The organism is Arthrobacter sp. 9E16 (assembly GCF_002929435.1).
GTDB classification, from domain to species: domain Bacteria; phylum Actinomycetota; class Actinomycetes; order Actinomycetales; family Micrococcaceae; genus Arthrobacter_B; species Arthrobacter_B sunyaminii.
The window spans coordinates 1,108,580-1,126,277 of sequence record NZ_PJIU01000001.1; the positions used below are offsets into that span (position 1 = coordinate 1,108,580).

16 protein-coding genes are annotated in these 17,698 nt (G+C 65.5%); 8 read left to right on the forward strand and 8 right to left on the reverse strand.

Features of this window, described 5'->3' with window-relative positions:
• The first annotated feature begins 126 nt into the window (after positions 1-126).
• The gene (locus CXR00_RS05335; RefSeq protein WP_104053426.1) at positions 127-1,680 is read left to right on the forward strand and encodes a long-chain fatty acid--CoA ligase; all 1,554 of its coding nucleotides are present in this window, start codon (positions 127-129) and stop codon (positions 1,678-1,680) included.
• Between the two features lie 39 nt (positions 1,681-1,719).
• On the opposite strand, the gene CXR00_RS05340 is transcribed toward CXR00_RS05335, so the two are convergent.
• Positions 1,720-2,691, reverse strand: a complete 972-nt coding sequence (locus tag CXR00_RS05340; RefSeq protein WP_104053427.1) for a DMT family transporter — start codon at positions 2,689-2,691, stop codon at positions 1,720-1,722.
• Positions 2,692-2,828: 137 nt separating this feature from the next.
• Between CXR00_RS05340 and CXR00_RS05345 the strand changes: the two genes are divergently transcribed.
• The 4 genes from CXR00_RS05345 to CXR00_RS05360 all read left to right on the forward strand — a co-directional run bounded on the left by CXR00_RS05345 (position 2,829) and on the right by CXR00_RS05360 (position 7,482).
• A complete protein-coding gene (locus CXR00_RS05345; RefSeq protein ID WP_104053428.1) occupies positions 2,829-3,386 on the forward strand; it encodes a CGNR zinc finger domain-containing protein in 558 nt (185 codons plus the stop codon).
• Positions 3,387-3,596: 210 nt separating this feature from the next.
• Positions 3,597-6,218 carry a hypothetical protein gene (locus CXR00_RS05350; RefSeq protein ID WP_181032479.1) on the forward strand — a complete coding sequence of 874 codons (2,622 nt, stop codon included), beginning with the start codon at positions 3,597-3,599 and terminating at the stop codon, positions 6,216-6,218.
• 90 nt (positions 6,219-6,308) lie between these two features.
• Positions 6,309-6,980 (forward strand): hypothetical protein, encoded by a 672-nt coding sequence (locus CXR00_RS05355; RefSeq protein WP_104053430.1) that lies wholly within the window; start codon positions 6,309-6,311, stop codon positions 6,978-6,980.
• A gap of 91 nt (positions 6,981-7,071) precedes the next feature.
• Complete coding sequence (locus CXR00_RS05360; protein WP_104053431.1) at positions 7,072-7,482, forward strand: hypothetical protein; 411 nt, start codon at positions 7,072-7,074, stop codon at positions 7,480-7,482.
• A 13-nt stretch (positions 7,483-7,495) separates the two neighbouring features.
• Here the strand turns inward: CXR00_RS05360 and CXR00_RS05365 are convergent, their stop codons facing one another.
• The 5 genes from CXR00_RS05365 to CXR00_RS05385 form a co-directional block, all read right to left on the reverse strand.
• A complete protein-coding gene (locus tag CXR00_RS05365; protein WP_181032194.1) occupies positions 7,496-7,909 on the reverse strand; it encodes a hypothetical protein in 414 nt (137 codons plus the stop codon).
• Between the two features lie 65 nt (positions 7,910-7,974).
• Positions 7,975-8,571 carry a hypothetical protein gene (locus tag CXR00_RS05370; protein WP_104053432.1) on the reverse strand — a complete coding sequence of 199 codons (597 nt, stop codon included), beginning with the start codon at positions 8,569-8,571 and terminating at the stop codon, positions 7,975-7,977.
• 57 nt (positions 8,572-8,628) lie between these two features.
• On the reverse strand, positions 8,629-9,987 hold the full coding sequence (locus CXR00_RS05375; protein ID WP_104053752.1) for an MATE family efflux transporter: 1,359 nt from the start codon (positions 9,985-9,987) through the stop codon (positions 8,629-8,631).
• Positions 9,988-9,996: 9 nt separating this feature from the next.
• Positions 9,997-11,298 carry an MFS transporter gene (locus tag CXR00_RS05380; protein ID WP_258060274.1) on the reverse strand — a complete coding sequence of 434 codons (1,302 nt, stop codon included), beginning with the start codon at positions 11,296-11,298 and terminating at the stop codon, positions 9,997-9,999.
• A gap of 41 nt (positions 11,299-11,339) precedes the next feature.
• Entirely contained in the window at positions 11,340-12,257 is a 918-nt protein-coding gene (locus tag CXR00_RS05385; RefSeq protein ID WP_258060275.1) for a DUF4031 domain-containing protein, read from the reverse strand.
• An 84-nt stretch (positions 12,258-12,341) separates the two neighbouring features.
• Here CXR00_RS05385 and CXR00_RS05390 point away from each other — a divergent pair, with 84 nt between their 5' ends.
• The gene (locus tag CXR00_RS05390; RefSeq protein ID WP_104053434.1) at positions 12,342-13,448 is read left to right on the forward strand and encodes a glycosyl hydrolase; all 1,107 of its coding nucleotides are present in this window, start codon (positions 12,342-12,344) and stop codon (positions 13,446-13,448) included.
• Positions 13,445-13,738 (forward strand): MoaD/ThiS family protein, encoded by a 294-nt coding sequence (locus CXR00_RS05395; RefSeq protein ID WP_104053435.1) that lies wholly within the window; start codon positions 13,445-13,447, stop codon positions 13,736-13,738. Before CXR00_RS05390 ends, CXR00_RS05395 begins: the two co-directional genes overlap by 4 nt.
• A gap of 127 nt (positions 13,739-13,865) precedes the next feature.
• Here CXR00_RS05395 and CXR00_RS05400 read toward each other — a convergent pair whose 3' ends face one another.
• Positions 13,866-14,585, reverse strand: coding sequence for a transglycosylase family protein (locus CXR00_RS05400; protein WP_104053436.1), 720 nt, complete (start codon positions 14,583-14,585; stop codon positions 13,866-13,868).
• A 376-nt stretch (positions 14,586-14,961) separates the two neighbouring features.
• Here CXR00_RS05400 and CXR00_RS05405 point away from each other — a divergent pair, with 376 nt between their 5' ends.
• A complete protein-coding gene (locus tag CXR00_RS05405; protein WP_104053437.1) occupies positions 14,962-16,947 on the forward strand; it encodes an APC family permease in 1,986 nt (661 codons plus the stop codon).
• Positions 16,948-16,995: 48 nt separating this feature from the next.
• Here CXR00_RS05405 and CXR00_RS05410 read toward each other — a convergent pair whose 3' ends face one another.
• Positions 16,996-17,631, reverse strand: coding sequence for a hypothetical protein (locus tag CXR00_RS05410; protein WP_104053438.1), 636 nt, complete (start codon positions 17,629-17,631; stop codon positions 16,996-16,998).
• Between the last annotated feature and the right edge of the window lie 67 nt (positions 17,632-17,698).

Here is a 17,698-nt window from a genome sequence, read left to right on the forward strand (position 1 = left end):
ACCACCCCGTCGGAAGATGTCCGGGCAGGTTACACTGCGTACATACCGCTCAGTATGTGATGCTGGTCACCCATTTGGCCAGTTGGATGCTGACCTGCGTTCCATGTCTGATCAAAGGAGATCTTCATGCAAAACCTCGCCGGAATTCTCACCGATACGGCAGCCCGGATTCCGGACCGCCCGGTCCTGAAACTCGATGACACCTCGGTCACGTATTCGCTGCTCGATGCCATGAGCGCAAAAGTCGCCGGCGTCCTCGCAGACCGCGGGATTGAACCGGGAGACCGGGTGGCCCTGATCATGCCCAACATTCCCCAGATGGCTTTCGCATACTACGGGGTGCTTCGCTACGGCGCCGTGGTGGTGCCCATGAATCCGCTTCTCAAAGCACGCGAAGTGGCTTATCACCTGCAGGATTCCGGCGCGAAGCTGGTTTTTGCCTGGGAGGGTATTGCCGCCGAAGCAGTGGGCGGCGCCGAGGAGGCCGGCGGCATCGAGGTTATCCCCGTGGACGGCGGCGGCTTTCTGCAGCTGCTGGCTGAGGCTGACCCGGTGATTGAGGTGCAGGACGTGGACGGGGAGGACATCGCCGTCATTCTCTACACCTCGGGCACCACGGGACGGCCGAAGGGCGCCGCTCTGACACACAACAATCTGGTCAGCAACGCCGAGATCTCACGGAACCTGCTGCACACCCTGGAATCGGACGTCATCTTCGGCGGACTGCCGTTCTTCCATGTGTTCGGTCAGACGTCAGCGCTGAACTCCGCGGTCATGGCCGGAGCCTCGATCAGCCTGCTCCCGCGGTTCGATGCCGGAAAGGCACTGGAGATCATTGAGCGCGACGGCGTCACCATCTTTGAGGGCGTCCCCACCATGTACGTGGGCATGCTGCGTCATCCGAACCTGGCTGCGACTGATGTTTCCACTCTCCGCGGAGCGATAACGGGCGGCTCGGCCATGCCGCTGGAGGTGCTGCATGAGTTCGAACGGGTTTTCGGCACTCAGCTGCTGGAAGGCTACGGCCTCTCCGAAACCTCACCCGTGGTCTCCTTCAATCTGCCGGGCCCGGACCGCATGGCCGGCTCCATCGGCAAGGCGGTGGACGGCATGCTGGTGCGCGTGGTGGACCATGACGGCGCTGATCTGCCGGTGGGGGAAGTGGGTGAGCTTGCTGTCCAGGGCACCGGCGTGATGAAGGGGTACTGGAACAACCCCGAAGCAACGCAGGCGGCCATTCCGGACGGCTGGTTCCGCACCGGAGACCTGGGCCGGGTCGACGGGGCCGGAAACATCTACATTGTGGACCGCAAGAAGGACGTCATTCTGCGCGGAGGTTACAACGTCTATCCCCGCGAGGTTGAGGAGGTGCTGTACGAGCATCCCGCCGTCGCGGAAGCTGCCGTCATTGGTGTCCCCGATGAACTGCACGGTGAGGAAATTGTGGCAGTGGTGGGCCTGAAGGAGGACGTCCTGCCTGCCGACGACGGTGCCCGGGCAGCGTTGCTCGCTGAGATCCGTGACTTCGCCAAGGACCGACTGGCTGCCTACAAGTATCCCCGGCGGGTCCTGCTGACCGACGCCCTGCCCAAGGGGCCCACGGGCAAGATCCTTAAGCGCGAGATCCGGGTGGATGCGGCAGCGGGTGCGAACGAGGCGCAGGTCGAACCGCAGGTTTAGTTGACGGGCCCGCCGCAGCGTGCAACCGGGCGGCGGGCCTCAGGCCGACGGGTCCGGCTCCGGCAAAGCCTCCCCGGGCATACCGGCGGTTTTGTCGGAGCGAACCAGCACCACACCCAGCACAATCAGGGCACCGCCGATCAGCTGCACGGTGCCGGGCAGTTCGGACAGGAACAGCCAGGCCCAGAGCACCGCAAAAAGCACTTCGGTCAGCGACACAAAGGAGGCCACGCGGGATCCGAGGGTCCGTGCTGCCACAATCCCGGTGACATAGGCCAGCACCGTCGAGAACAACACCAGACCCGCCAGCGGAACCCACCACGGGGCCACCCGGCCGGCCAGCACCACGTCGCCGGTGCTGAAACCGGTGGGAAGAATGCCCACGGCGCCCAGCACCACCATGGTGGCCGCCCCCACGATCATCCCTCCGGTGGCCAGCACGAGCGGCGGCAGGGAGTCGTTCTGCCTGGCGGTAAGGAAGAAGTAGATGGCAAGGCACACTGCCGCCGCCAGGCCCCAGAGGACACCCACCGGATCCAATTGCACCTCCCCGCCGATGTCCAGTACGAGCACAAGTCCGGCGATTGCCGCCAGGGCTCCGCCGATGGTCTTCAGCCCGGGCCGCCGCCGCGTGGCGGCCCAGATCCACAACACCATGAGCACGGGTGCCAGGAACTCCAGGAGCAGCGCCACACCTACTGACAACCTTTCCACTGCATTGAAGTAGAAGAATTGACAGCCCGCGACGCCAATGAATCCGAACGCAAGGATGGTTTTCCAGTTCTCATGGACCTGATGCCAGCGGCCGTGCAGCACAAGCAGCGCCGGGATGAACAGCACCAGGGCGGCACCGCCCATGCGGACAGCAACGGCCGAAGTGGACGTCCACCCCGTTTCCAGCAGAGATTTGGCAAACGACCCCGAGAGACCAAAGACGGCAGAGGACAAGAGGGCAACCGCAATGCCCGTGCTGCCCGGCTTCCCTCCGGTGCTCCCGGAACTGTCAGCCATCGTGGGCTCCTTGCCCGCGTAACGTTTCACGATGCCTCCAAGAGAGCAGAAGAGAGTCCCTCGGGACCTGTCAGGTTCATTCTGACCCCTAGACCATTACACTGAGAAGACCTGTTACCAACATGTCAGGAATCATAATGGCTTTAGGACATGACACTGCGGACTCGCTCAGCACGGCGGCAGCGCTTATCAACACCGCAGCAACCGGTCCCGATGCCCTGCTCACCCCTGCCGATTTGGACGTGTTCCTGGCCCGGGAGCGTTTCAGCGGGTCCCGCACGCACACCGCTGCGGAACTGCGAGCGGTCCGGCATCTCCGGACCGGACTGCGTCAGCTGTGGACCGCGGACGAAGAGCGCCTGGCAGTCGGCGTGAACCAATTGCTGCGCAACGCCCGCGCTTTGCCGCAGGTGGTTCGCCACGACGAGTGGGGATGGCATCTGCACTGCACCTCGCCCGCGGCGCCCCTGGAGGAACGGCTGGCCACAGAGGCTGCCATGGCGCTGGCGGACGTCCTGCGCGGCGGCGAGCTGGACCGGCTCGGAACCTGTGCCGCTCCGGATTGCACGGCGGTCATCCTCGACCTGACCCGCAACCGGTCCAAGCGTTACTGCGACACGGGAAACTGTGGAAACCGAGAGCATGTTCGCTCCTACCGCAGCCGGCGGGCGGCAACACAGAAGGCCGCCCGCTGACGCCCGCAGCTTTCTTGCCTCCACTCTCCCCAAAACTGGTAAGTGCTCTTGTTAGTTTAGTCACCTGAAGCTATGATCACGTTGAGCTTCGTCCGCCGTCTCGGCGAACGGCTATTCAACACAGTCTCGATTCCGCGATGTTCCGGCCAGGGTTACCCCTGTGCCAATTACGGAGATGCGGTCTGTGCCAGTACAAAATGGGGGTTTCAATTGCAGGACAACTCGAGCGCGTTTTACAAACGCGTGGGCGCCTTGGGCGCCGCAACAGCACTGGCGGTGAGCGGAGCGTTTATCGCTTCGCCGGCCATCGCCTCTCCGGCCGCAGAGCCGGACATCACACCAGCCACCGCAACCGCCGAAGCGCCGGTTGACGAGACCGTCGTTGAAGAAACGGTTGTCGAAGAGGCCGCACCCGCTGAAGAAGCTCCCGCCGAAGAGGCAGGAACCCTGGCTCCCGGCCTGGCCGAAGCCCTTCTGCGCGACCTCGGCATGACAGTCGAGGAATTCGAGGCAGCCGGCGAGCTGGGCCAAAAGGCAGCAGATGCCCTTCCCAAGCTCCAGGCCACCGAAGGCTTCGTAAGCGTTGTCATCGAAGACGGCAAGATTGTCATCACCGGTTCGGGAGAGGCCCTCGAGGCCCTCGCCCTCGAGCTGGATGCCACTCTGGTGGCCCCCGCAGCCAAAGAAGGCGACGTTGAGGCCGCCGAGCCGGAGGCCGAGGCCACCGAGGCAGCCACCGGGGCTCCCAGTGCCGAGCCGACCGAAGCTGCCGAAGAACCGGCGGCAGAGGAAGAAATCGCTGCTCCGGTAAGCCTCTCGGGCGACCCCCGCGAAGTCATTAGGAACCTTCGCACCGAATACATCTCCAGCGTCGGTGTGGAAGGCCTGCAGTCCATCATGCTGACGGCTGACGGCTATGTCATCAAGGCGAAGAAAGCTGCGCCCGCTGTTGTTGATGGTTCGCTGCTCGCCGAGCGCCTTGCCAAAGCAGCCGGAACCACTCCGGCCGACGCCTTCGCCAAGAACAATCCCAGCGTTACAGTCATCGACGCGTCCGGTCCGGCCAATGCCCTGGAGGACGTTGTCAACGGTCACGGCTACGCCACCTTCACCGGCAACTCCGGCGGATCGTGCTCTATTGGCTTCAACGCCTTCAATGCCGAAGGTGCTCCCGCCGTGATCAGCGCCGGACACTGCGCCGATGACGGCCAGGCCACGGACACCATCCTTACGAATCCGGCAGACGACCCCGCAGGCAACGGCACCCAGCCTTCGCTGGGTTCCGATCTGGGCACCTGGGGATTCTCTCAGTTCGGCGGCGAGAACAATTCACCCACCGAGCTCGGCTCCACGGAGAACATCGGCACCGATATTGGTGTCATCAACGGCATCAACAGTGACCTTGACCTGCTGCCCGAGGTCACCCAGTGGACCAATCCGCAGGACCTGACGGCCGACACCGTCAAGGTCACCGGAACCACCGACCCCGTTGTCGGCGCTCCGATGTGCAAGTCCGGCCGCACCACCGGCTGGAGCTGCGGTGACGTCTCCGCCATCGGCGAGTTCTACGTGGGCGCCGCAGATGGAGCCCGCGGCGTATGGGGTTTTGAATCGACGCTTGAGAAGAACGCCGCCCCGGGTGACTCCGGCGGCTCCGTGATTTCCGGTTCCAATGCCATGGGCCTCGTCAGTGCCGGCCCCGAGGATGGAAACTACTTCTTCTCCACCACTCTTTCCGACGGCATGTTGCGCCTGCCCGGCTACTCCGTTGCCGTGTTCGTTGACGCGCCGGCTCTGACTTCGCATGAGGACAAGGGCACCGTTCTGACCGACGCGGCCATCAGCGGCACGGCTCCGGCCGGCAGCACGGTCAAGCTCACCGTCAACGGTGAGACCGCGGACCTCGACGTCGTGAACGGAACCTGGAGCTTCCCGGCTCCGGCCACCGTTCCTGACGGCGGAAAGCTGGAATTCACGGTTCAGGCAGTGAACGGCTTCAACGAGTCCAAGACCGTCTCTTACGAACTGACGGTCAAGGAAGCTCCGCTGCCTGCTCCGGTTATCACCAACCCGGCTGCCGGCGATAGAATCATCGATTCACTCACGACCATCAAGGGCACCGGCGCCCCCGGCGCCACGGTAACTGTAGAGGTCGCAGGTGCGTCCGCCGCTGACACTGTAGACGCTGCGGAGGAAGCTGCTGCGGACGCGAAACCTGGCACCGCCACCGTCGATACCAAGGGAAACTGGGAGTACACGCTTGAGGACGCACTGTCCTACGGCAACTACACGGTAACCGCACGTCAGGATGGCATCGAGGGCAAAAATGTGTCACCGAAGGCAACCTCCAAGTTTGCGGTCATTCCGAACAAGCCGATCATCACCTCACTTAATGACGGCCAGGACTTCGCTGAGGATTCAACACCCGAAAAGATCTCCGGCACCGGCGTTGCAGGCGCCGAGCTTTCAGTCATGATCGGTGATTTCAAGGCCAACGCTGAGGTTACAGAAGACGGAAGCTGGACCGTTGGTCTTCCGGCCCTCTCTCCAGGAAGCTACTCGGTACGGGCGTCACAGACCCTCAACGGAGCAACCTCTGAGGACGCATATTTGGTCTTCACGGTCACTAAAGTCGTCGTCGAAGAGCAGGCACCGCCCGTAGCTCCCCAGCCGGGCGACCCCACACCGGTACCCGCACCGGACAACAACGGTGACGGCCTGCCCGACACCGGCGCTGCCGGCATGGGCCTCTTTGCCGGAGCAGGCGCACTGCTCACCATCGGTGGCATCAGCGCCCTGCTGATGAACCGCCGCCGGATGCAGGACGCCTAATCTGCGGCTAGCGTGAAAAGACCAAAGCGGGTCCCGGCCTTGTGCCGGGGCCCGCTTTGGTATTTCGTACTTGGAAACCCAGGAGGCAAGATGTCCATCCCGAAAAAGACCCGCGGCGCGGCTGCGGCACCGGTTGCGGCGCTGGCCACCGCTGTCCTGTTGCTCCTCAGCGGCTGCGGGCAGGATCCACAGTCTCAGGGGCCCTCTGCATCCCCGGCTTCCGCGGGCGCAGACTCATCAGCGAATCCCAAAACCCCGGCAACCGCTGCCGCACCGGACAGCACCGCCGCCGGGACGACGGGCGCCGTTCCGGCCACTCCCTCTGGCCCCGACACAGCAATGGATGAAAACATGACCCAGCTCCTGCAGCTGCACACACAGCTGAAAACCGATCTTGGTTCCGCATACTCCGATGCCTGGATCGAGGACAACCAACTCCACGTGGCCGTTACCACCCCGGAAGCCGAGGCGGCAGTGACGGAAGCCGGAGCCGTTCCCTACCTGACCCAGTTCACGGCTGACCAGCTCAAGGATGCTGTGGATGCGTTCAAGACCTGGCTGGGCACGGACTCAGCTCCGCAGGTCCAGCTGCACTGGCTCGGCACCAGCGGACGGACCGGAAGCATCACGGTCCGAGTTCCGGCAGACCAGGTCCAGCCCCTGACCGATGCCGTAGCTACCCAGCAGCCTACCGGGGCGGTAAAGGTCATTGTGGAGGAGTCCAGCGGCCCCGCAACCCCCCTCGCCACAAACGGACCGTAAACGGGCAACTGGCTGGTCCGGTCCGGTTGGGCCTGCCTAGACTTGAGGGCGTCGAGCAGACGGCACCACGGCCTCTTCCTAGGACCTGTTCATGGATCAGAAGCTGCAGAACCTGTTCTTGTCCCTTCCATCCCGGACCGCCTGGATCATCATCGGCAGCTGCGCAGCGTACTGGCTCGCCTGCCTTACCGGCCTTTTGACGCCTCCCCTATCGGCGCCTCCGAACCTCGCGCTCTATTGGTTTTACGCCATGCTGATGCTGGCCCTGGCCTCCGGCCTTGCCGCCGTCGCGCTTGGAGGCCTGCTTGTCATACGGGGCCGGCGCGGCACTGTTGTATCCGCCGCCGCACAGCCCGGGTCAGGGGTGACGGATCGCGAGGACCGGGACCAGCTCGCCGGACTCGGCCGGATGCTTGATGGTCCCGAGAACCTGCGGGCATCTGAAAGTCCCGCTCCCCCGGTTAAAGACCCCGGAGGAAAGCAGCGTAAGCGGCGCCGCTAAGGGCGGCGACTGACTAGGCGGTGGGGTCAGCAGGCCGGGATTCGCCGCCGGCTTCCGGCTGCGTGCTTTTGCTGCTCTCCCGGGCGGTGCCCTCCCCGGCCTTTGGCCCGGTGGCTGAGCCGGGGGCGCCGATGGAACCGGCCCCACCGGGAATCTTGGCGGAGCTGCGGTGTACGCCGGATCCTTCGCTGAGGTGGTCCGGGTTCGGCTTTTCCGTCATGAGGAGCAGCGAACAGATCAGGAGCGAGGCGATGAACGCGATTCCGGCAGCCGTGAGACCCAGATCCACCCGCAGTTCCTTCTCGGCGCCGCCGGTGGCAAAGATCATGGTGGCAACACCCGCAATCACAGCCAGCACGGCAGAGAAAATGAGCGGGGCCTTCACGGAGTTCCGCTTCTGCGGCCTTCCGGATGAGCTGTTCGCCACTGTTGTTCCTCCTGCTGCGTTGAATGTTCTCAGTTCTACAGTAGGTAGAACCGGAGTTGTCTAGTTTACGGCTTTTGTCGGACGGCGGGCGACTGGCTCGGCTGGCCGCTGCCCTGTGACCGGGCATCCCACCGGGCACCGAGTCCCGACGTTGCCAGCATCACGGCAATGATGATCGCCGAACCGCCGGTGACCCCCAGCATTGCGTGTGCCCCGAGGCCCATCAGCTGGACGACAGCCAGGATCAGGGCCGTTCCCAGGCTCACTGCCCCGGTGATCAGCCAGTCCCGTGCGGGCAGGAACGTTTTGCGGGACTTGGCCCAGAGGTAGAGTTCGACGACGCCCCCCACCACCAGGGCCAGGCCGGCAGCTGCAAGGAACGCTTCAACGGACCGAAGTGCCAGGACGGCCAGGCCTGCCAGTGCGTAGCCGGCGGCTTCCAGCAGCTGCAGGCTGCGGATCCGCGGTTCACCGCTGGTGCCCGCGAGGACGGCCATCCGCCAGACGGACACCCCCGTCAACAGCAGGTACAGGCCGCCGGCAACGGAGAGTACGCCCACGCCGGGTGACTGCCAAAAAACCGTAAGGATGGCAAAGGCAGCCGCCGTTGCGGACCGTAGGAGGATTGGTACCCACGGGGTGCCGTGGTTGGAATCGCCCACTGCCGAGCCTCCGCTTTCATGTCTGCGCATCGTATGGCCGGTTGGCCATCCACAAGCTTAGTCGCTTACGGCGCCCGGTGCCGCCCCGGTGACCATCCACGCATCCTGGCGCACCCGCCAGGTCAGGGTCACGGCACGTGCACTCATGTAGCCGAGGGCAAAGGCCGCCCACAGCCAGGCAATCCCGCCCGGGCCCTCCAGCCCCGACGCGTGGACCCACCACAGCAGCGGCAGGTAGGCCACAAGATTCAGCACACCCGTGACCGCCAGGTACCGGGCGTCACCGGCACCGATGAGTACGCCGTCGAGCACAAAAACCAGCCCGCAGATTGGTTGGGACGCGGCCAGCACCCACAATCCCGCGGTGAGCGCGGACTGCACCCCGGCGTCGGGCGTGAAAATCCATCCGGCAAAGGGAGCGGCGGCCGCCAGCAGCGCTCCGGTGATGATGCCGAAGCCCACACCCCAGCGGATCATCCGGCGGGTCATCTCCCGTGCCAGTGCCCGGTTGCCGGCGCCAAGTTCCTTGCCGATGAGCGCCTGCGCGGCTATCGCGAGGGCATCCAGGGCAAAGGCCAGGAACGTGAACATGGTCATGACCAGCTGGTGGGCGGCGAGGGACTGTGGCCCCTGGGCGGTGGCGACGAGCACAGCGGCCAGCACGGCCAGGCGCAGGCTAAGCGTGCGCAGCATCAGCCAGGAGCCAACGTGGGCGGTAGCCCGGATGCCGGCGGCCGAGGGACGCAGCGGCACCCCGGCCCGGCGCACCATCCGTCCCACCAGAAGCAGATAGACGCCGGCCATTCCCCACTGGGTGATGCTGGTGCCCAGCGCGGACCCGGCCACTGAAAGGTTGAAGCCGTACACCAGCAGATAGTTCAGCCCGATGTTGACGCCGAAGCCCACGGCGGCGACCGCCAGCGGAGTGCGGGTGTCCTGCAGGCCGCGGAGCACTCCGGTGGCGGCCAGGACGACGAGCATTGCTGTCAGGCCCGGCATCGAATACTGCAGGTAATCCACGGCGAAAGCGTGCACTTCCCCGGTGGCCCCCAACGCGGTGGCGAGGGCGGGCGCAGCCAGGATGCCGGCGGCGGAGAGCAGCACCCCCAGGATGAGGGCCAGCCCGATGCCGTCCCGGCCGGCGGCCACGGCCTCGCGGTGGCGGTTGCCGCCCAGATGCCGGGCCACGGTGCCGGTGGTGGAGTAGGCCAGGAAAACCATGAGGCCGACGGCGGTCTGCAGCACGGTGGATGCCAGGCCCACGCCGGCCAGCTCATTGACGCCCAGGTGGCCCACGATGGCGGAATCCGCGATCAGGAACAGCGGCTCGGCGATCAGCGCACCGAGTGCGGGTACGGCCAAGGCAAGGATGCGCCGGCCCAGGGAGGAGCCGGAGGTTTGTGCTGGAGTGCCCACCTTCAAAGTTTACGGTCCTCCGGGTGGCCCGGCCGCGCCGGCTGAATCAGCAGTGGAACCCGTGCCTGACTCCGGCGTGAGCACCACGGCAGCGGTTCCGGCTGCGAGAGCCATCAGGGCGCCCACAAATCCACTGAGTCCGGCCCAGCCCCAGGTCTGAAAGAAGATGCCGCCGACCCAGCCCAGCAGGCTCGATCCGGCGTAGTAAAAGAGGTTGTACAGCGACGAGGATTGGGCCCGGCCCGCAGTGGCGAGGAACGGCGCCCAGCCGGAGGCAATGGAGTGGGCAGCGAAGAATCCGCCCGTGAACACCACCAACCCGGCAATCACTGCGGGCAGCCACGCAGTGAGCGTGAAGGCCAGCCCGGCGGCCATGACGGCAATGGAACCCAGCAGCACCGTTTTGCGGCCGCCGCGGCTGGAAAGCCGGCCGGCGAGAACTCCGGCGGACCGCGAGGACCAGGTACCGGCAAGGTAGGCCAGGAACAGGAAACTGGCCACACTCTGCGGCAGCGAAAACGGTGCGGCACCGAGCCGGAAGCCCAGATAGTTGTAGACCGCCACAAAGCCGCCCATCAGGAGGAACCCCTGCAGGTACAGGCTCAGCTGCCGCGGGTTGCGCAGATTGGCCAGTAGACGCCCGCCCAGTCCCGGACCCGGATCGGACCGGCGAAGCGGAGCAAATCCCTGCTGTTTCGGTGCGGTGAGCATGAACACGACACCGGCGCCGGCGGCCAGGAGGCTGACGACGCCGACGCCGACGCGCCAGTCCGCCGCATCGGCCACCGGAGCGGCAACCAGTCGCCCGGCCAGCCCGCCGATGGTGGTGCCGGAAACGTAGCTTCCGGCCGCAACGGCGGCGTGGACGCGTGATACTTCCTCGTTAAGGTAAGCCAGGGCAACAGCGGGAATCCCGCCCATGGCCGCACCTTCGGCGAACCGCAGCACCAAAAGCACGGGCAGATCGGGGCTGAACGGCACCACCAGACCCAGCACCACCGCCGCGATGATCGCCAGCCGCATCACGGGCAACCGGCCAAACCTGTCCGCTGCAGCTGACCAGGGAATGACTGCTGCAGCCAGGCCCAAAGTTGCAGCCGAGACCGTAAGCGCGGCGGACGATGCGGTGATGTCCAGGTCCCGGGCCATTCCGGGCAGGATCCCCTGCACCGAGTACAGCTGCGCGAAGGTGGCCATGCCGGCCGCGGCCAGACCAATCAGCACACCCCGGTAACCCCGGCTGCCTTTGGCGTGCCCGGCCCACGGCTGGTCCCTGCTGCTTCCCGCTCCTGTTTCTGTCCCCTTGCGCACCATCAAACTGTAGGCCCTCCCCCTCCCAGCCTGCACCGCGGTCAGACCCGCTGCGGCAGTTGTTCCCCTTCGGACATGAGGTTGCTGCGCGCCTGCTCTTCCCAGCGGGCGCGGGCAACGGGTGCGGAAAAGATCGGATCGAGTTTCAGCAGGTCGGCCACCACGCGGCGGCGGCCCGCTTCGAAGGCTGCATCATTCAGATGCGGATACTCCAGCCGAACATCAGCCAGATACCGGCGGTAAGCCTCCGGGCTTCGGCCCAGGACCGACAGATCTGCATCGCAGAGCAGCGCACCCGACACATCCCCGGGTTCCGGGCGGTGGCCGGCCGTCAGCCGGACCAGGCGCTGGACCTCACGGATTTCCCGCGCCGGGCTTCCGGCTTCAGCGAGCAGGCTTCCGGCGAGGGAAGCTGAGTTCTCCTCGTCGTCGGCGGCGCCGCGGTACACGGCGTCGTGGAACCAGGCGGCCAGCAGCACCGTCCGCGGCGGCTCCCCGGAGAGCTGTTCCGCTGCTTCCAGCACCGCGAGCAGGTGCCGCCGGTCATGGTAGCGGCGGTGCGGTTCGCCCCAGCGGTTGAGCAGTTCCATGCCGATCTCGCGCGCACCCGGAACCAGCACGTCCCAGCGGGCCAGAAGCGGATGCACGAGTGAGGCATTGCGCTCCCGCGCCTTGATCCGCAGACCGCTGCGGATGAGCACGCGCACCAGCATGCCGCCGTCGACCTCCACCGCCCCGCTGGCCACCAGATCCCGGTAGCGGTGCCGCGGTACGTCATAGTGGTCCAGGTCGAAGGCACGGGTGCTGATCCCGGCGGCTGCGGCGAAGGCGTGGAGCTCAGACAGCGACGTGTCCGACACCAGATGTGAAAACACCGTGCCATGGGCGGGCCACCGCGGCGGATCAATATAGATCATCGCGCTGCGGGCCGGGACGGAGACAGGAAAGCCATATCCCATACCTACCGGACCCCCGCCCGGATTTCCACGCGAACCTTTCGGCATGCCCTTGTCCATGCCGCGGGTCCATGGTCCAATACCTGCATGAATGAAGGGGACACTGCCGTCCTAGCCATCGGAACACGCAAGGGTTTGTGGCTGGCGACCAGTACCGACAGGCGTGATTGGAACCTGACCGGGCCGCACTTTTTGATGGAAGAGGTTGCTTCCGTGGCCCTGGATACCCGGGGTCCGGTTCCGCGGATCCTCGCGGGCATCATGGACTGGCACTGGGGCCCGTGCGTGGTCCACTCCGATGACCTTGGGCAGACCTGGAGTGAGCCGGAGGACGGCGCGGTCCGGTTCCCGCCGGACACCGGAGAAGGGCTCACGCGGGTCTGGCAGCTGCAGCCGGACAGTGCCGGGCGCCCCGGCGTGGTCTGGGCAGGTGCCGAACCCATTTCCGTGTGGAAATCCACCGATGGCGGAGAGCACTTCGAGATGAACCAGCCCTTCTGGGACCACCCGCACCGCAGCGGGTGGGGGGCCGGGTTCGGCGGAGCAGCCGCGCACACCGTTCTGCCCAGCCCGGACGATGACACCGTCCACGTGGCGATCAGCGTCGCGGGCGTCTACCGGACCGACGACGGCGGAGCGTCCTGGATACCGCGCAACACCGGCATCGGCGCCTATTTTCTTCCCGACCCTAATCCGGAGTACGGCCAGTGCGTGCATAAAGTGGCTCGTGATGCAGGTAATCCTGACCGGCTGTACGCCCAGAACCACCACGGCGTGTACCGCACTGACAACTCGGGCGATTCGTGGCAATCCATTGCGGACGGGCTGCCGGCGGATTTCGGTTTTGTCATGTTGGCGCATCCCACCAGGTCCGGCACCATCTGGACTATCCCCTTGAAGGCCGACGGCGAGCGCATTGCCCCTGAGGGACATCTGGCGGTGTACCGCAGCACGGACTCCGGGGATTCCTGGACGCGGCTCGACGACGGTCTTCCCGAGACCGATTTCAACGCGGTGCTGCGTGATGCCGCCGCTGTGGACAGCGCCGATCCTGCCGGAGTGTACTTCGGCACCCGCGGCGGGCAGGTGTTCGGCAGCGCCGACGAAGGGGACAGCTTCTCTCTCATTGCCGGCAATCTTCCGGACGTGCTCTGTGTCCGGGCCGGCATTGTGCCGGCGGGTTCCTTGAGATGACAGCGCCGCCGGTCCGCGTGGTTCTTCCTGCCGCACTCTCAGCCGATGCCGGAGGGCAGCGCGAACTCGTCCGCCCCGCGGGCCCGGAACTGACCGCAGCCGCCCTGCTGGACGGGCTGGCCGCCGATTATCCGCGGTTGGAACGCCGGATCCGGGATGAGGCAGGGAAGCTTCGCCGCTACGTGAACGTGTATCTCGACGGCGAAGAACTGCGTGCCCTCAACGGCCTGGACAGCCAGGTGCCCCCGGGCTGCGAGGTTTTGATCCTGGCGTCCGTGGCCGGTGGCTGAACGGCGGAGACATCCCTGATGCATCATCCCTATTTAACGTGTGAAGGCGCCCCGCCGATGGCGGAGCGCCTTCACACTGTCATTTTCCGGTTCCCTGGCGATGCCGGGAACCCGGCTTAGACCTTCATTAGGCCGGCAACTGCAGGACCTGGCCGGTGAGGATCAGGTCTTGGTGGATGAGCGAGTCGGCGTTGGCGTTGTACAGCGCCTGCCATCCACCTTCAATACCCAGCTTCTCGGCGATGGCGGAGAGCGTGTCACCGGGCTGGATGGTGTAGGTCTCACCGCTCACCGCCGGAGCAGGGGTCTGCACCGGTGCGAGCTCCTGGACCTGGGCTTCCGGCAGCACCGGAGTCTCAGGCACGACAGCCTCAGGGGCAACCTGGGTTTCCGGCTGGACCGGAGCTTCGGCTACGTATTCCTGCGTGGTCTGCGGCGCGGTGTACTGCTGGGTCTGCTCCGGAACGGTGGTCTGACTCTGGGTGCTCACCGAGCCGGTGGCACCGCCGGACAGGCCGAGCTTGGCGGAGCAGGCGGGCCATGCACCCCAGCCCTGGCCGGCGAGAACGCGCTCTGCCACGGCGATCTGCTGTTCGCGGCTGGCGGAGGCGGGGTCACCCGTGCCGCCGTAGGCTGCCCAGGTGCTCGGAAGGAACTGGAGGCCCCCGGAGAATCCGTTACCGGTGCTGATGCCCCAGTTACCGCCGCTCTCGCACTGTGCCAGTGCATCCCATGTACTTGCGTCGGCAGCCTGGGACGGTGCTGCGGTCAGTGCTACGCCTGCACCTGAGATGGCTGCTACTGCGAGTCCCCGGCGCACGGTTCGGCTGATCTTAGACTTGGTCATTGGTATTGGCTGCTCCTAGGGCCCACCTGCGTTCCACCCTTCCCAGGGCTTCCTTACGCCGTCGCCAACCCCCTGACGAATCGAGGTCATGGTACGGTGCCTGACGATGTGGCGACGTGAGATGGCTCGAGGCACCGAGCGCTGCGGCGGCACCTGGAACGGCGCCCGCCTGATGCCGGGACTTGGATGCCCGGCGGGGTTCGTTTTTTGAACCGTTAACCACGTTAGGGCAACTGCCCTTAGATAACAAATTGATATCGGTCACGCAAAACTGTCTGACCCGGGGCACCGCGATCGACGGCTGATCGCCTGCTTCAGGCCGCTCCACCTGCCGTTTCTAGACAGCGTGCCAGCGGCAGGTCTAGGGTTTGACCTCGTGCTGACATTCTTCAATGCGCTCAAACGCGTTCTGGTCGGGCGCCCCTACGGCAATGAACGGCTGGCGCACACCCTGCTTCCCAAGCGCATCGCACTGCCGGTCTACGCCTCCGATGCCCTCTCTTCCGCAGCTTACGCTCCGGACGAAATTCTGCTTACCCTGGCCCTCGCCGGTGTCACTGCGGTAACGCTCTCACCGTGGGTCGGTCTTGCTGTGATCATCGTCCTACTGACGGTAGTGGCGTCTTACCGGCAAAACGTCCATGCCTACCCCTCCGGCGGCGGGGACTACGAAATTGCCAGCACCAACCTGGGCAAGCCCGCCGGATTGACAGTTGCTTCGGCACTGCTGGTGGATTACGTGCTGACGGTCGCCGTCTCGATGTCCTCGGCCTCCCACTATCTGATAACGGCGGTGCCTGCCCTGAACGGACTCCAGGCACCGATTGCCGCCGTTGGCGTGGCCGTCCTGGTCCTGGTCAACCTGCGCGGCATCCGTGAAGCGGGAGCGGTATTCGCGGTGCCCACCTACGTTTTCATGGCCTCGGTGCTGGGCATGTGCGCTATTGGCGCGTTTCAGGCAGCCACCGGCAGCCTGGGCCAGGCGCCGTCGGCAGGCTTTGACCTGGTGCCGGAATCGGGACTGGACAGCGGCCTGGTGGGACTGGCCGGCGCGTTCCTGCTTCTGCGGGCCTTCTCCTCGGGGGCGGCGGCCCTGACCGGGGTGGAAGCAATCAGCAACGGAGTTCCCACCTTCCGCAAGCCCAAAAGCACCAATGCGGCCAGTACCCTGCTGCTCCTGGGTGGAATCTCGGCGGCAATGCTGGCGGGAATCCTGGCGCTGGCCAACGCCACCAACGTCCGCGTCGTACAGGATCCGGCCACCCAGCTGATCTATGACGGCAGCCCGGTCGGTTCTGAATACGTGCAGCATCCGGTCATCAGCCAACTCGCGGAAACGATCTTCGGTGACGGCAGCCTCGCCTTCTACATCGTGATTGCCGCCACCGGACTGATCCTGGTCTTTGCCTCAAACACCGCCTTCAACGGATTTCCCGTACTGGCCTCCATCCTTGCCAAGGACGGCTTCCTGCCGCGTCAGATGCGCACCCGCGGAGACCGGCTCGCCTTCAGCAACGGCATCGTGGCCCTGGGATTGGGTGCACTGGTTCTGATCCTGCTTTTTGACGCCGATGTCACCCGGCTGATCCAGCTCTACATTGTCGGAGTGTTCGTCTCATTCACAGCCAGCCAGCTGGGCATGATCCGGCATTGGACGGCCCGGCTGCGTACGGAACGAAGCCGGGACGCGCGGCGCGGCATGAAGCGCTCCCGCATCATTAACGCCGTCGGGTTCGGCATGACCGCGCTGGTTCTGGTGATTGTCCTGGTCACGAAGTTCACCCACGGCGCCTGGATTGCCCTGCTGGCCATGGGCATGCTGTACCTGCTGATGTTCCTCATCCGGTCCCACTATGACTCGGTAGCCCGGGAACTGGCCGTGGATGACGACGTGCAGGGCCTCGCACTGCCGTCGCGGGTCAATGCCGTGATCCTGGTGTCCAAGGTCCACAAACCCGCCCTGCGGGCGCTGGCCTACGCTCGCGCGTCGCGCCCTTCAAGCCTGAACGCCATCATTGTGGACATCGACCCCGAAGACACCAAGCGGGTGATGGAGCAGTGGGACCGGATGCAGATCCCGGTGCCGCTGACCGTGCTGTCGTCCCCGTACCGCGAGACTGTGTCCCCCGTACTCACGTATCTTCGCGAGGCCCGGCGGAATTCTCCCCGTGAACTCTTTGTGGTCTACATCCCCGAGTACGTCGTAGGGCGCTGGTGGGAGCAGCTGGTACACAACCAGACCGCGCTGCGCATGAAGGCCCGCCTGCACTTTGAACCGGGCATCATGGTGGCCAGCGTTCCCTGGCAGCTGGCGTCCAGCCGGGATCGGAACGCTACGCCCACACCGGGTTCCGGGCTGTAACGCCCCCGGAAACCGGGCGTCCCGCAGCCTCTGCGGTTCCTGCGGACGTCAGCTGTCAGCGCCGGGGGCGGACAATCCCCTGCCGGCGAGGACCGACTGGTAGGCATAGTCCGTGAGCCGGCTCTCTGCGTGTGCCTGCACCACGTTCTCGAAGGACCGCGGCTCGGATTCGGCCGTGTACGGGAAGTGGATCAGCTCAGCGATCAGCTCCCACTCTTCGGCAATGGTGTCGATAAGGTCATCGGGGGTTTCCTCCGGGCCGGGGCCGCCGCCAAGGACAGTCCATGTTCCCTCCGGAACGCGGTAGGCCTCCAGCCGGTCCAGGTCGGCAACGAGTTCTTCCAGGGACCCGTATTCGGTCTGGGCCTCGGGCGGGACGGAACCGTCCGGCGTCGCCAGCTGGCTCACGAATCCGGTTTCCAGCGGGAAGACGGACGTCGGCACGGGCTCGCCCTCCTCCAGATAGGCGGGCAGCTGCGACGGCATCCAGTACCAGGCGTCGCCGTCGAGCGCGCCGCCGGGCTGGTTCCGCTCGCTGATCCAGCCGCGGGACGTCAGCAGAGCCTCACCCTCGTCACTGGTAAAGGATTCGGTGTTGCCGAAAATCCGGTTCGTTTCATGCTCGGCGCGGCGGGCCTGCTTCTTCTTGGCGACTGCCTTCTTGCGGGGCTTGGACTTGGGCACGGAACTCCTTGGATACGGCTGGTCGGGGGTGGCACCGTGAGCGGACACGGGGCCGACCGGCAGCACC

What these genes read in the sequence shown, in the direction of transcription:
- CXR00_RS05335 (WP_104053426.1), top strand. Translation starts at nt 127, where the DNA reads ATGCAAAACCTCGCCGGAATTCTCACCGATACGGCAGCCCGGATTCCG.
- CXR00_RS05340 (WP_104053427.1), bottom strand. Translation starts at nt 2,691, where the DNA reads ATGGCTGACAGTTCCGGGAGCACCGGAGGGAAGCCGGGCAGCACGGGC.
- CXR00_RS05345 (WP_104053428.1), top strand. Translation starts at nt 2,829, where the DNA reads ATGGCTTTAGGACATGACACTGCGGACTCGCTCAGCACGGCGGCAGCG.
- CXR00_RS05355 (WP_104053430.1), top strand. Translation starts at nt 6,309, where the DNA reads ATGTCCATCCCGAAAAAGACCCGCGGCGCGGCTGCGGCACCGGTTGCG.
- CXR00_RS05360 (WP_104053431.1), top strand. Translation starts at nt 7,072, where the DNA reads ATGGATCAGAAGCTGCAGAACCTGTTCTTGTCCCTTCCATCCCGGACC.
- CXR00_RS05385 (WP_258060275.1), bottom strand. Translation starts at nt 12,257, where the DNA reads ATGGGATATGGCTTTCCTGTCTCCGTCCCGGCCCGCAGCGCGATGATC.
- CXR00_RS05390 (WP_104053434.1), top strand. Translation starts at nt 12,342, where the DNA reads ATGAATGAAGGGGACACTGCCGTCCTAGCCATCGGAACACGCAAGGGT.
- CXR00_RS05395 (WP_104053435.1), top strand. Translation starts at nt 13,445, where the DNA reads ATGACAGCGCCGCCGGTCCGCGTGGTTCTTCCTGCCGCACTCTCAGCC.
- CXR00_RS05400 (WP_104053436.1), bottom strand. Translation starts at nt 14,585, where the DNA reads ATGACCAAGTCTAAGATCAGCCGAACCGTGCGCCGGGGACTCGCAGTA.